Origin of the sequence: Pseudomonas sp. HOU2, assembly GCF_040729435.1 — a bacterium.
Lineage (GTDB): Bacteria > Pseudomonadota > Gammaproteobacteria > Pseudomonadales > Pseudomonadaceae > Aquipseudomonas.
The window spans coordinates 2,587,902-2,602,059 of sequence record NZ_CP160398.1 but is presented as its reverse complement, the minus strand read 5'-3'; the positions used below and the strand labels follow the sequence as shown (position 1 = coordinate 2,602,059).

General features: G+C 56.3%; 9 protein-coding genes. All 9 read left to right on the top strand.

Going from position 1 to position 14,158, the window contains the following annotated elements:
* Positions 1-7 precede the first annotated feature (7 nt).
* The 9 genes from rplK to fusA all read left to right on the top strand — a co-directional run bounded on the left by rplK (position 8) and on the right by fusA (position 14,135).
* Positions 8-439 carry a 50S ribosomal protein L11 gene (gene rplK, locus ABV589_RS11755; RefSeq protein WP_003228756.1) on the top strand — a complete coding sequence of 144 codons (432 nt, stop codon included), beginning with the start codon at positions 8-10 and terminating at the stop codon, positions 437-439.
* A complete protein-coding gene (gene rplA, locus ABV589_RS11750; RefSeq protein WP_003228754.1) occupies positions 439-1,134 on the top strand; it encodes a 50S ribosomal protein L1 in 696 nt (231 codons plus the stop codon). Before rplK ends, rplA begins: the two co-directional genes overlap by 1 nt.
* 198 nt (positions 1,135-1,332) lie before the next feature.
* Entirely contained in the window at positions 1,333-1,833 is a 501-nt protein-coding gene (gene rplJ / locus ABV589_RS11745) for a 50S ribosomal protein L10 (protein ID WP_003228752.1), read from the top strand.
* Positions 1,834-1,907: 74 nt separating this feature from the next.
* Entirely contained in the window at positions 1,908-2,273 is a 366-nt protein-coding gene (gene rplL, locus ABV589_RS11740; RefSeq protein ID WP_007962228.1) for a 50S ribosomal protein L7/L12, read from the top strand.
* Positions 2,274-2,494: 221 nt separating this feature from the next.
* Positions 2,495-6,568: a DNA-directed RNA polymerase subunit beta gene (gene rpoB, locus ABV589_RS11735; RefSeq protein ID WP_007962226.1), complete on the top strand. Its 4,074-nt coding sequence runs from the start codon at positions 2,495-2,497 to the stop codon at positions 6,566-6,568.
* A gap of 63 nt (positions 6,569-6,631) precedes the next feature.
* Positions 6,632-10,831 (top strand): DNA-directed RNA polymerase subunit beta', encoded by a 4,200-nt coding sequence (gene rpoC, locus ABV589_RS11730; RefSeq protein ID WP_007962225.1) that lies wholly within the window; start codon positions 6,632-6,634, stop codon positions 10,829-10,831.
* Between the two features lie 215 nt (positions 10,832-11,046).
* Positions 11,047-11,418: a 30S ribosomal protein S12 gene (gene rpsL, locus ABV589_RS11725; protein WP_003186084.1), complete on the top strand. Its 372-nt coding sequence runs from the start codon at positions 11,047-11,049 to the stop codon at positions 11,416-11,418.
* A 107-nt stretch (positions 11,419-11,525) separates the two neighbouring features.
* Entirely contained in the window at positions 11,526-11,999 is a 474-nt protein-coding gene (gene rpsG / locus ABV589_RS11720) for a 30S ribosomal protein S7 (RefSeq protein ID WP_003228745.1), read from the top strand.
* A 30-nt stretch (positions 12,000-12,029) separates the two neighbouring features.
* Complete coding sequence (gene fusA / locus ABV589_RS11715; protein WP_007962223.1) at positions 12,030-14,135, top strand: elongation factor G; 2,106 nt, start codon at positions 12,030-12,032, stop codon at positions 14,133-14,135.
* Positions 14,136-14,158 lie beyond the last annotated feature (23 nt).

Sequence of the window (14,158 nt, the reverse complement as noted above, 5' to 3'; positions counted from 1 at the left end):
GTGCCTCATGGCCAAGAAGATTACCGCTTACATCAAGCTGCAAGTGAAGGCCGCTCAGGCTAACCCAAGCCCACCTGTTGGTCCTGCTCTGGGTCAGCACGGCGTGAACATCATGGAATTCTGCAAGGCTTTCAACGCCCGTACTCAGGGTCTTGAAGCAGGTCTGCCGACTCCAGTGATCATCACTGTCTACAGCGACCGTAGCTTCACTTTCGAAACCAAATCCACCCCTGCTTCGGTTCTGCTGAAGAAGGCGGCCGGTCTGACCAGCGGTTCCGCTCGTCCGAACACCGTTAAGGTTGGCACTGTTACCCGTGCTCAGCTGGAAGAAATCGCGAAAACCAAAAACGCGGATCTGACTGCAGCTGATATGGATGCAGCCGTGCGTACTATCGCCGGTTCTGCTCGTAGCATGGGCCTTAACGTGGAGGGTGTGTAATGGCTAAGCTGACCAAGCGTCAAAAGGCTATCGCCGGCAAAATCGAAGCAGGCAAGGCCTACAACATTGTAGACGCTGCTGCTCTGCTGGCTGAGCTGTCGACTGTCAAGTTCAGCGAGTCGTTCGACGTTGCTGTAAACCTGGGTGTAGACCCGCGTAAATCCGACCAGGTTGTTCGTAGCGCTACTGTGCTGCCGCACGGCACTGGCAAGACCGTTCGCGTTGCTGTGTTCACCCAGGGTCCAGCTGCTGAGGCCGCTCTGGCTGCCGGCGCTGACCGTGTAGGTATGGACGACCTGGCTGCCGAAATGAAAGGCGGCGACCTGAACTATGACGTAGTGATCGCATCCCCGGATGCCATGCGCGTTGTAGGTCAACTGGGTCAGATCCTCGGTCCACGTGGCCTGATGCCTAACCCGAAAGTCGGCACCGTAACTCCAGACGTAGCTACCGCGGTTAAAAACGCCAAGGCTGGTCAGGTTCGTTATCGCACCGACAAAAACGGCATCATCCACACCTCCGTTGGCAAGATCGGCTTCGATGCCGTCAAGCTGAAGGAAAACGTTGAAGCCCTGATCGCTGATCTGAAGCGTATCAAGCCAGCTTCCTCGAAAGGTATTTACGTCAAGCGCGTTACCCTGAGCACCACTATGGGCCCAGGTCTGGTTATCGACCAGAGCTCGCTGGACGCGTAAGACAAAGGTTGGTGCGATTATTCGCGCCAATTGAAAGATTGGGGTCCCTGCCTGGCGGGGGCTATCCAAGACCGTAGGCGGCGCAAGCCTTAAACCACAAGCCTACGCAGATGGTGCTCCCGGTTCCTTACCGAATCAGACACCAAAACGACATTCGGTTTCGACCGAGTGAAACGGTAACAAGCAGGAGTTAAACCCGTGGCAATTAATCTCGAAGACAAGAAGGCCATCGTCGCTGAAGTCAACGAGGCTGCCAAAGTCGCTCTGTCCGCTGTCGTGGTTGATGCCCGTGGCGTAACAGTAGGCGCAATGACCGGACTCCGTAAAGAGGCTCGTGAAGCTGGCGTTTACGTACGTGTTGTACGTAACACCCTGCTCAAGCGCGCTGTTGCTGACACTGAATACAGTGTTCTCAACGACGTGTTCACCGGCCCGACCCTGATTGCATTCTCGAACGAACATCCGGGCGCTGCTGCCCGTATCTTCAAAGAGTTTGCCAAGGGTCAGGACAAGTTCGAGATCAAGGCAGCTGCGTTCGAGGGCAAGTTCCTCGCAGCTAATCAGATCGACGTACTGGCAACTCTGCCGACCCGTGACGAAGCAATTTCTCAGCTGATGAGCGTGATTCAAGGCGCTACCAGCAAGTTGGCTCGTACTCTGGCGGCAATTCGCGACCAGAAAGAAGCTGCCGCAGCCTAAGGCTCGTCAACTTCACGCGTTTTTTGTTTATTTCGATGGTCGCGTAGGCCGTCCCCCAATTCAGGAATTGAGTCATGTCTCTGACTAACGAACAAATCATCGAAGCAATCGGCCAGAAATCCGTAGTGGAAATCGTTGAGCTGATCAAAGCGATGGAAGAAACCTTCGGTGTTACCGCTGCCGCCGCTTCGGCTGGCCCAGCTGTAGCTGCTGCTGCTGTTGAAGAGCAAACCGAGTTCAACGTTGTTCTGCTGGAAGCTGGCGAGAAGAAGGTTAACGTGATCAAGGCAGTTCGTGAACTGACCGGTCTGGGCCTGAAAGAAGCCAAAGAGAAAGTAGACGGCGCTCCTCAGGTTGTAGCTGAAGGCGTTTCGAAAGAAGCTGCTGAAGACGCCAAGAAGAAGCTGGAAGAAGCAGGCGCTAAAGTCGAACTGAAATAAGTATCGACTTTGCTCCTCCAGCCCGAGCGTCAAGCGACAGGCTGATGGCTGGTGGCTCTTGCCACCGGCCTTTTTCCGTTATTGGCAGCCGACTGGGTCGGTGCTGATAAAGGCGCTGTAACCACCCGATGCGGTGGCGCAAACCATGGGGTTTGCACGATTTTCTGGCTGCTCCCGTCGGGAGGGGCCAAACAAGCAGGTGACCAAGCTGGGGAACGCTGATGGCTTACTCATATACTGAGAAAAAACGTATCCGCAAGGACTTTAGCAAGTTGCCGGACGTCATGGATGTGCCGTACCTCCTGGCCATCCAGCTGGATTCGTATCGTGAATTCTTGCAAGCGGGAGCGACTAAAGATCAGTTCCGCGACGTGGGCCTGCATGCGGCCTTCAAATCCGTTTTCCCGATCATCAGCTACTCCGGCAATGCTGCGCTGGAGTACGTCGGTTATCGCCTGGGCGAACCGGCATTTGATGTCAAAGAATGCGTATTGCGCGGTGTAACTTTCGCCGTACCTTTGCGGGTAAAAGTGCGCCTGATCATTTTCGACAAAGAATCGTCGAACAAAGCGATCAAGGACATCAAAGAGCAAGAAGTCTACATGGGCGAAATCCCATTGATGACTGAGAACGGTACCTTCGTAATCAACGGTACCGAGCGTGTTATCGTTTCCCAGCTGCACCGTTCCCCGGGCGTGTTCTTCGACCACGACCGCGGCAAGACGCACAGCTCCGGTAAACTGCTGTACTCCGCGCGGATCATTCCTTACCGCGGTTCTTGGCTGGACTTCGAGTTCGACCCGAAAGACTGCGTATTCGTGCGTATCGACCGTCGTCGCAAACTGCCGGCCTCGGTACTGCTGCGCGCGCTCGGCTACACCACTGAAGAAGTGCTGGACGCGTTCTACACCACCAACGTATTCCACGTTAAAGGCGAAGGCCTGAGCCTGGAGCTGGTGCCTCAGCGTCTGCGCGGTGAAGTGGCTGTCCTCGATATCCAGGATGATAAAGGCAAGGTGATTGTCGAGCAGGGCCGTCGTATTACTGCCCGCCACATCAACCAGCTGGAAAAGGCCGGGATCAAAGAGCTGGACGTGCCTCTGGACTATGTCCTGGGTCGCACTACCGCCAAGGTCATCGTGCATCCGGCTACCGGCGAAATCCTGGCAGAGTGCAATACCGAGCTGTCGACTGAAGTCCTGGCGAAAATCGCCAAGGCCGGCGTCGTTCGCATCGAAACTCTGTACACCAACGACATCGACTGCGGTCCGTTCATCTCCGACACGCTGAAGATCGACTCCACCAGCAACCAATTGGAAGCGCTGGTCGAGATCTATCGCATGATGCGTCCAGGCGAGCCGCCAACCAAAGATGCTGCCGAGACCCTGTTCAACAACCTGTTCTTCAGCCCTGAGCGCTATGACCTGTCTGCGGTCGGCCGGATGAAGTTCAACCGTCGTATCGGTCGTACCGAGATCGAAGGTTCGGGCGTGCTGTGCAAGGAAGATATCGTCGCGGTACTGAAGACTCTGGTCGACATCCGTAACGGTAAAGGCATCGTCGATGACATCGACCACCTGGGTAACCGTCGTGTTCGCTGCGTAGGTGAAATGGCCGAGAACCAGTTCCGCGTTGGCCTGGTACGTGTTGAGCGTGCGGTCAAAGAGCGTCTGTCGATGGCTGAAAGCGAAGGCCTGATGCCGCAAGACCTGATCAACGCCAAGCCAGTGGCTGCGGCGGTGAAGGAGTTCTTCGGTTCCAGCCAGCTCTCGCAGTTCATGGACCAGAACAACCCGCTGTCCGAGATCACCCACAAGCGTCGTGTCTCTGCACTCGGCCCTGGCGGTCTGACTCGTGAGCGCGCAGGCTTTGAAGTCCGTGACGTACACCCGACTCACTACGGTCGTGTATGCCCGATTGAAACGCCGGAAGGTCCGAACATCGGTCTGATCAACTCCCTGGCTGCTTATGCCCGCACCAACCAGTACGGCTTCCTGGAAAGCCCGTACCGTGTGGTGAAAGAAGGCGTGGTCACCGACGAGATCGTGTTCCTGTCCGCCATTGAAGAAGCCGATCATGTGATCGCGCAGGCTTCGGCGACCATGAACGACCAGAAAGTCCTGATCGACGAACTGGTAGCCGTACGTCACCTGAACGAATTCACCGTCAAGGCGCCGGAAGACGTCACCCTGATGGACGTTTCGCCGAAGCAGGTAGTTTCGGTCGCAGCGTCGCTGATTCCGTTCCTCGAGCACGACGACGCCAACCGTGCGTTGATGGGTTCGAACATGCAGCGTCAAGCTGTACCAACCCTGCGCGCTGACAAGCCGCTGGTAGGTACCGGCATGGAGCGTAACGTGGCTCGCGACTCCGGCGTTTGCGTCGTGGCTCGTCGTGGCGGCGTGATCGACTCCGTTGATGCCAGCCGTATCGTGGTTCGTGTTGCCGATGACGAAGTTGAAACCGGCGAAGCTGGTGTCGACATCTACAACCTGACCAAATACACCCGCTCGAACCAGAACACCTGCATCAACCAGCGTCCGCTGGTGAGCAAGGGCGATCGCGTTCAGCGTAGCGACATCATGGCCGACGGCCCGTCCACCGACATGGGTGAACTGGCACTGGGTCAGAACATGCGCATCGCGTTCATGGCATGGAACGGCTTCAACTTCGAAGACTCCATCTGCCTGTCCGAGCGTGTGGTTCAGGAAGACCGTTTCACCACGATCCACATTCAGGAACTGACCTGTGTGGCCCGTGACACCAAGCTTGGCCCAGAGGAAATCACTGCGGACATCCCGAACGTGGGTGAAGCTGCACTGAACAAGCTGGACGAAGCCGGTATCGTTTACGTAGGTGCTGAAGTAGGCGCAGGCGACATCCTGGTCGGTAAGGTCACTCCGAAAGGCGAGACCCAACTGACTCCGGAAGAAAAACTGCTGCGTGCGATCTTCGGTGAAAAAGCCAGCGACGTTAAAGACACTTCCCTGCGTGTACCTACCGGTACCAAAGGTACTGTCATCGACGTACAGGTCTTCACCCGCGACGGCGTTGAGCGGGATGCTCGTGCACTGTCGATCGAGAAGTCCCAGCTGGACGAGATCCGCAAGGATCTGAACGAAGAGTTCCGTATCGTTGAAGGCGCGACCTTCGAACGTCTGCGCTCCGCTCTGGTAGGCCACAAGGCTGAAGGCGGCGCCGGTCTGAAGAAAGGTCAGGACATCACCGACGAAGTTCTCGACGGTCTTGAGCATGGTCAGTGGTTCAAACTGCGCATGGCTGAAGATGCTCTGAACGAGCAGCTCGAGAAGGCTCAGGCCTACATCGTTGATCGCCGCCGTCTGCTGGACGACAAGTTCGAAGACAAGAAGCGCAAACTGCAGCAGGGCGATGACCTGGCTCCAGGCGTGCTGAAAATCGTCAAGGTTTACCTGGCAATCCGTCGTCGCATCCAGCCGGGCGACAAGATGGCCGGTCGTCACGGTAACAAGGGTGTGGTCTCCGTGATCATGCCGGTTGAAGACATGCCGCACGATGCCAATGGCACCCCGGTCGACGTCGTCCTCAACCCGTTGGGCGTACCTTCGCGTATGAACGTTGGTCAGATCCTTGAAACCCACCTGGGCCTCGCGGCCAAAGGTCTGGGCGAGAAGATCAACCGGATGGTCGAAGAGCAGCGTAAAGTCGCTGAACTGCGCACCTTCCTGGACGAGATCTACAACCAGATCGGCGGTCGTAACGAAGATCTGGACAGCTTCTCCGATCAGGAAATCCTGGATCTGGCGAAGAACCTGCGTGGCGGCGTTCCAATGGCCACTCCAGTGTTCGACGGCGCCAAGGAAAGCGAAATCAAGGCCATGCTGAAACTGGCAGACCTGCCGGAAAGCGGCCAGATGCAGCTGACTGACGGCCGTACCGGCAACAAGTTCGAGCGTCCAGTTACCGTTGGCTACATGTACATGCTGAAGCTGAACCACTTGGTAGACGACAAGATGCACGCGCGTTCTACCGGTTCGTACAGCCTGGTTACCCAGCAGCCGCTGGGTGGTAAGGCGCAGTTCGGTGGTCAGCGTTTCGGGGAGATGGAGGTCTGGGCACTGGAAGCATACGGTGCTGCTTACACTCTGCAAGAAATGCTCACAGTGAAGTCGGACGATGTGAACGGCCGTACCAAGATGTACAAAAACATCGTGGATGGCGATCACCGTATGGAGCCGGGCATGCCCGAGTCCTTCAACGTGTTGATCAAGGAAATTCGTTCCCTCGGCATCGATATCGATCTGGAAACCGAATAACACGTGACGCGATCGAGAGCGGGGCAGGACTGCCCGCTCTCTGCTCCGCCAGGAGGAAAGGCCTTGAAAGACCTACTGAATTTGCTGAAAAACCAGGGTCAAGTCGAAGAGTTCGACGCCATCCGTATCGGATTGGCCTCGCCTGAGATGATCCGCTCGTGGTCGTTCGGTGAAGTTAAAAAGCCGGAAACCATCAACTACCGTACGTTCAAACCTGAGCGTGACGGTCTGTTCTGCGCCAAGATCTTTGGCCCGGTAAAGGATTACGAGTGCCTGTGTGGTAAGTACAAGCGCTTGAAGCACCGTGGTGTGATCTGCGAGAAGTGCGGCGTTGAAGTTGCACTGGCCAAGGTTCGTCGTGAGCGCATGGCGCACATCGAACTGGCTTCGCCGGTTGCCCACATCTGGTTCCTGAAATCGCTGCCGTCCCGTATCGGCCTGCTGATGGATATGACCCTGCGTGATATCGAGCGTGTTCTCTACTTCGAGAGCTATGTCGTTATCGACCCGGGCATGACCACCCTTGAAAAAGGTCAGCTGCTGAACGACGAGCAGTACTTCGAAGCGCTGGAAGAGTTCGGTGACGACTTCGACGCCCGCATGGGTGCTGAGGCTGTCCGTGAGCTGCTGCACGCTATCGACCTGGAACACGAGATTGGCCGTCTGCGCGAAGAGATTCCGCAAACCAACTCGGAAACCAAGATCAAGAAGCTGTCCAAGCGTCTGAAGTTGATGGAAGCCTTCCAGGGTTCCGGCAACCTGCCAGAGTGGATGGTGCTGACCGTTCTGCCGGTTCTGCCGCCAGATCTGCGTCCACTGGTCCCGCTGGATGGCGGTCGCTTCGCGACTTCCGACCTCAACGATCTGTATCGTCGAGTGATCAACCGTAACAACCGTTTGAAGCGCCTGCTGGATCTGTCCGCTCCGGACATCATCGTGCGCAACGAAAAGCGTATGTTGCAGGAAGCTGTCGATGCACTGCTCGACAACGGTCGTCGTGGCCGCGCTATCACCGGTTCGAACAAGCGTCCTCTGAAATCCCTGGCTGACATGATCAAGGGTAAGCAAGGTCGTTTCCGTCAGAACTTGCTCGGTAAGCGTGTTGACTACTCCGGTCGTTCGGTAATTACCGTAGGTCCGACCCTGCGTCTGCACCAGTGCGGTCTGCCGAAGAAGATGGCTCTCGAGCTGTTCAAGCCGTTCATTTTCGGCAAGCTGGAAATGCGCGGTCTGGCGACCACCATCAAAGCGGCCAAGAAAATGGTCGAGCGCGAACTGCCAGAGGTTTGGGACGTTCTCGCTGAAGTGATTCGCGAACACCCGGTTCTTCTCAACCGTGCACCGACCCTTCACCGTCTGGGTATCCAGGCGTTTGAACCGGTACTGATCGAAGGTAAGGCTATCCAGCTGCACCCGCTGGTCTGCGCCGCGTACAACGCCGACTTCGACGGCGACCAAATGGCCGTGCACGTACCGCTGACGCTGGAAGCCCAGCTCGAAGCGCGTGCGTTGATGATGTCGACCAACAACATTCTGTCGCCAGCCAACGGTGAGCCAATCATCGTTCCGTCGCAGGACGTTGTATTGGGTCTGTACTACATGACTCGTGAAGCGATCAACGCCAAGGGCGAAGGTCGTGTGTTCGCGGATCTGCAGGAAGTTGACCGTGTGTTCCGTGCCGGCGAAGCTGCACTGCACGCCAAGGTCAAGGTTCGTATCAACGAAACCGTCAACGACCGTGACGGCAACAGCGTGAGCGGTACCCGTATCGTCGACACCACCGTCGGCCGTGCGCTGCTGTTCCAGGTTGTGCCAAAAGGTCTGTCGTACGACGTCGTCAACCTGCCGATGAAGAAAAAGGCGATCTCCAAGCTGATCAACCAGTGCTACCGCGTGGTTGGTCTTAAAGAGACCGTGATCTTCGCTGACCAGTTGATGTACACCGGTTTCGCTTACTCGACCATCTCCGGCGTTTCCATCGGTGTTAACGACTTCGTTATCCCGGACGAAAAAGCCCGCATCATCGGTGCAGCCACCGACGAAGTGAAAGAGATCGAGAGCCAGTACGCCTCCGGCCTGGTAACCCAGGGCGAGAAGTACAACAAAGTGATCGACCTTTGGTCGAAGGCGAACGACGAAGTTTCCAAGGCGATGATGGCCAACCTCTCGAAAGAGAAGGTCATCGACCGTCACGGCGACGAAGTCGACCAAGAGTCCTTCAACTCGATGTACATGATGGCCGACTCGGGTGCGCGGGGTTCCGCAGCACAGATTCGTCAGCTGGCCGGTATGCGTGGTCTGATGGCCAAGCCTGACGGTTCCATCATTGAAACGCCGATTACTGCGAACTTCCGTGAAGGTCTGAGCGTACTCCAGTACTTCATCTCGACTCACGGTGCTCGTAAAGGTCTGGCGGATACCGCGTTGAAAACTGCGAACTCCGGTTACCTGACTCGTCGTCTGGTAGACGTGGCGCAGGATCTGGTTGTAACCGAGATCGATTGCGGCACCGAACACGGTCTGCTGATGACTCCGCACATTGAAGGCGGTGACGTTGTAGAGCCGTTGGGTGAGCGCGTATTGGGTCGTGTTATTGCCCGTGACGTATTCAAGCCAGGCACCGAGGACGTTATCGTTCCTGCCGGTACCCTGGTAGACGAGAAGTGGGTCGAGTTCATCGAGCTGAACAGCATCGACGAAGTGATCGTGCGTTCGCCGATCAGCTGCGAAACCCGCTATGGCATTTGCGCCAAGTGCTACGGCCGTGATCTGGCTCGTGGTCACCAGGTGAACATCGGTGAAGCGGTCGGCGTTATCGCTGCCCAGTCCATCGGTGAGCCGGGTACCCAGCTGACGATGCGTACGTTCCACATCGGTGGTGCGGCAAGCCGTACTTCCGCAGCCGACAGCGTTCAGGTGAAGAATGGCGGTACTGTCCGTCTGCACAACCTGAAACACGTTGAGCGAGTGGATGGCCACCTGGTTGCTGTGTCCCGTTCCGGTGAGCTGGCAATCGCTGATGACTTCGGTCGTGAGCGTGAGCGTTACAAGCTGCCGTACGGTGCTGTGATTTCGGTTAAAGAAGGTGACAAGGTCGACGCTGGCGCAATCGTGGCCAAGTGGGATCCGCACACTCACCCGATCGTTACCGAAATGAAAGGTACCGTGACCTACGTGGGCATGGAAGAAGGCATCACGATCAAGCGTCAGACTGACGAATTGACCGGTATGACCAACATTGAAGTACTCGACGCGAAAGATCGTCCAGCTGCGGGCAAAGAAATCCGTCCGGCAGTGAAGATGGTCGACGACAACGGCAAGGATCTGTTGCTGCCAGGCACTGACGTTATCGCTCAGTACTTCCTGCCAGCCAACGCCCTGGTCGGTGTTGCGGACGGTGCGAAGATCGCGATCGGTGATGTTATCGCGCGTATCCCGCAAGAAACTTCGAAGACCCGTGACATCACCGGTGGTCTGCCGCGTGTTGCCGACCTGTTCGAAGCTCGTCGTCCGAAAGAAGCGTCGATTCTGGCTGAAGTCAGCGGCACCATCGCGTTCGGTAAAGAGACCAAAGGCAAGCGCCGTCTGGTCATTACCCCGAACGACGGTAGCGATCCGTACGAAGAGCTGATTCCGAAGTGGCGTCACCTGAACGTGTTCGAAGGCGAACAGGTAAACCGCGGCGAAGTTATCTCCGACGGTCCAAGCGATCCGCACGACATCCTGCGTCTGCTGGGTGTGAGCGCGCTGGCCAAGTACATCGTGAACGAGATCCAGGACGTTTACCGTCTGCAAGGCGTGAAGATCAACGACAAGCACATCGAGACCATTCTGCGTCAGATGCTGCGTAAAGTTGAGATTTCCGAGTCCGGCGATTCCAGCTTCATCAAGGGCGACCAGATGGAACTGACTCACGTACTGGTAGAGAACGAGCGTCTGAACGCGGAAGACAAGTTTGTCTCCAAGTTCACCCGCGTTCTGCTGGGTATCACCAAGGCGTCGTTGTCGACCGAATCGTTCATCTCGGCGGCTTCCTTCCAGGAAACCACTCGCGTACTGACCGAAGCGGCAGTCACCGGCAAGCGCGACTACCTGCGCGGCTTGAAAGAAAACGTGGTTGTGGGTCGTCTGATCCCTGCCGGTACCGGTCTGGCTTATCACAGCGAGCGCAAGCGTCGCCGTGATGCTGACAAACCGTTGCGCGTAAGCGCCAGTGAAGTGGAAGCTGCACTGACCGAAGCGCTGAACTCGAGCGGTAACTGAGTTCTGCGATAAATGAGCTGAGGCCCTGATCGCTCCGTTCGTCGAATCGAGACAAATTGTCAAGGTTCGACGGGCGGGGGGGTCGGGGCCTTGCCTTGACTGGGGGCAAGATCCTCTTTAGACTCTTGATCCCCTAAATTTGGCGGGAATCCGTTCCTGTCATTTTGCTTTTCTTGCAAGACAATAGCGTCGCAAGACAACAGTGGAGCTAGTAGATGGCAACTATCAACCAGCTGGTACGTCAGCCGCGTAAGCGTATCGTCGAGAAATCCGACGTACCTGCGCTGCAGAACTGCCCGCAACGTCGTGGCGTGTGCACCCGTGTGTACACCACTACGCCGAAAAAACCTAACTCGGCACTGCGTAAAGTATGCCGTGTGCGCCTGACCAACGGTTTCGAGGTTTCCTCGTACATCGGTGGTGAAGGCCACAACCTGCAAGAGCACAGCGTGGTACTGATCCGCGGCGGTCGTGTAAAAGACTTGCCAGGTGTTCGTTACCACACCGTTCGCGGTTCCTTGGATACTTCCGGCGTTAAAGGCCGTAACCAGGGTCGTTCGAAGTACGGTACCAAGCGTCCGAAGTAATCGGCCGTTTTGCAGATTTTCATTTTATTGAGTCGATAAGAGTAAGGTCGGGCTTGCATCCACTGGATCTGTCCCGAACTAACCTGAAGACCGCTTGAGGGCTTATCATGCCAAGACGTCGCGTAGCAGCAAAGCGTGAGATTCTGGACGATCCGAAATACGGAAGCCAGATCCTCGCCAAATTCATGAACCACGTTATGGAAAGCGGCAAGAAAGCCGTTGCCGAACGTATCGTTTATGGTGCCCTGGAAACCGTGAAGGCTCGTAAGGCCGGCACCGATCCCCTGGAACTCTTCGAAAAAGCACTCGACGCCATCGCTCCGCTGGTCGAAGTGAAGTCGCGCCGCGTTGGTGGTGCTACTTACCAGGTTCCGGTCGAGGTTCGTCCTTCCCGCCGTAACGCTCTGGCAATGCGCTGGTTGGTAGACTTCGCCCGTAAGCGTGGCGAGAAGTCTATGGCTCTGCGCTTGGCTGGCGAACTGCTGGATGCTGCTGAAGGTAAAGGTGCTGCTGTTAAGAAGCGTGAAGACGTGCACCGTATGGCCGAAGCCAACAAAGCTTTCTCGCACTACCGCTTCTAATTTTAGCTTCACTAATTTTGCGAGGGCTTTATGGCTCGTACTACTCCGATTAGTCGCTACCGTAACATCGGTATCGTCGCTCACGTGGATGCTGGTAAAACCACCACCACCGAGCGCGTCCTTTTTTACACTGGCAAAAGTCACAAAATGGGCGAGGTGCATGACGGCGCCGCGACCACAGACTGGATGGTTCAGGAGCAGGAGCGTGGTATTACCATTACTTCTGCTGCCATTACCGCCTTCTGGAAAGGTTCCGAGAAGCAGTACCCGCACGAGCACCGTTTCAACGTCATCGATACCCCGGGCCACGTAGACTTCACCATTGAAGTTGAGCGTTCCCTGCGCGTACTCGACGGCGCTGTGGTTGTATTCTGCGGTACTTCGGGTGTTGAGCCTCAGTCGGAAACCGTATGGCGTCAGGCCAACAAATACGGCGTTCCACGTCTTGTTTACGTAAACAAGATGGACCGTGCTGGTGCCAACTTCCTGCGCGTGATCGGTCAGATCAAACAGCGTCTGGGTCACACTCCGGTGCCGATTCAGCTGGCTATCGGTTCGGAAGACAACTTCCAGGGCCAGATCGACCTGATCAACATGCAGGCTGTTTACTGGAACGACTCTGACAAGGGTATGGTTCCTGTTCGCAAGGAAATCCCTGCGGACATGCTTGAGCTGGCTACTGAGTGGCGCAGCAACATGGTTGAAGCTGCGGCCGAAGCCAGTGAAGAGCTGATGAACAAGTACCTGGAAGGCGAAGAGCTGTCGATCGAAGAGATCAAGGCTGCTCTGCGTCAGCGTACTATCGCTGGCGAAATCGTTCTGGCTGTGTGCGGTTCGTCGTTCAAGAACAAGGGCGTTCCCCTGGTTCTCGACGCCGTTATCGACTTCCTGCCTGCTCCAACCGACATTCCAGCTATCAAGGGCTCGAACCCTGATAACGAGGAAGAGGAAATGGAGCGTCACGCAAGTGACGACGAGCCGTTCGCGGCACTGGCGTTCAAAATCGCTACCGACCCATTCGTGGGTACCCTGACCTTCGTCCGCGTTTACTCGGGCGTGTTGAACTCCGGCGACGGCGTGATCAACTCGGTTAAGGGCAAGAAAGAGCGCGTGGGTCGTATGGTGCAAATGCACGCAAACGCCCGTGAAGAGATCAAGGAAGTACGCGCTGGCGACATCGCGGCCCTGATCGGCATGAAGGACGTCACCACTGGTGAAACCCTCTGCAACGCTGACAAGCCAATCATCCTGGTACGTATGGACTTCCCGGAGCCGGTTATCTCGGTTGCCGTAGAGCCTAAGACCAAGGATGACCAGGAAAAAATGGGTATCGCTCTGGGCAAGCTTGCTCAGGAAGACCCGTCTTTCCGCGTAAAAACTGATGAAGAGACTGGTCAAACGATCATCTCCGGCATGGGCGAGTTGCACCTGGACATCCTGGTTGACCGGATGCGCCGTGAGTTCAACGTCGAAGCCAACATCGGCAAGCCTCAGGTTTCCTATCGTGAGCGCATCACGAAGAACTGCGAAATCGAAGGCAAGTTCGTTCGTCAGTCCGGTGGTCGCGGCCAGTTCGGTCACTGCTGGATCCGTTTTGCTCCTGCTGACGAAGGTCAGGAAGGTCTGCAATTCGTGAACGAGGTTGTAGGTGGTGTGGTTCCTAAGGAATACATCCCGGCTATCCAGAAGGGTATCGAAGAGCAGATGAAGAACGGCGTTGTTGCCGGCTATCCGCTGATCGGCCTGAAGGCTACCGTGTTCGATGGTTCTTACCACGACGTCGACTCCAACGAGATGGCGTTTAAAGTGGCTGCTTCCATGGCGACCAAGCAACTGGCCCAGAAGGGCGGTGGTGAGTTGCTCGAGCCGATCATGGCGGTAGAGGTTGTTACGCCTGAAGACTATATGGGTGATGTCATGGGCGACCTTAACCGTCGTCGCGGCATGATCCAGGGTATGGAAGACACAGTGTCCGGCAAGGTTATCCGTGCCGAGGTTCCACTGGGTGAGATGTTCGGTTATGCGACCGACGTCCGTTCCATGTCCCAGGGTCGCGCAAGCTACTCTATGGAATTCAAAAAATACGATACGGCTCCGTCGCACATCGTCGAATCCGTAACCAAAAAACAAGGCTGATTCAGCCCCTTTAGGCTAGGAGT

Coding starts and splice junctions, on each gene's coding strand:
- fusA (WP_007962223.1), top strand. CDS start 12,030: ATGGCTCGTACTACTCCGATTAGTCGCTACCGTAACATCGGTATCGTC.
- rplK (WP_003228756.1), top strand. CDS start 8: ATGGCCAAGAAGATTACCGCTTACATCAAGCTGCAAGTGAAGGCCGCT.
- rplA (WP_003228754.1), top strand. CDS start 439: ATGGCTAAGCTGACCAAGCGTCAAAAGGCTATCGCCGGCAAAATCGAA.
- rpoB (WP_007962226.1), top strand. CDS start 2,495: ATGGCTTACTCATATACTGAGAAAAAACGTATCCGCAAGGACTTTAGC.
- rpsG (WP_003228745.1), top strand. CDS start 11,526: ATGCCAAGACGTCGCGTAGCAGCAAAGCGTGAGATTCTGGACGATCCG.
- rplL (WP_007962228.1), top strand. CDS start 1,908: ATGTCTCTGACTAACGAACAAATCATCGAAGCAATCGGCCAGAAATCC.
- rpsL (WP_003186084.1), top strand. CDS start 11,047: ATGGCAACTATCAACCAGCTGGTACGTCAGCCGCGTAAGCGTATCGTC.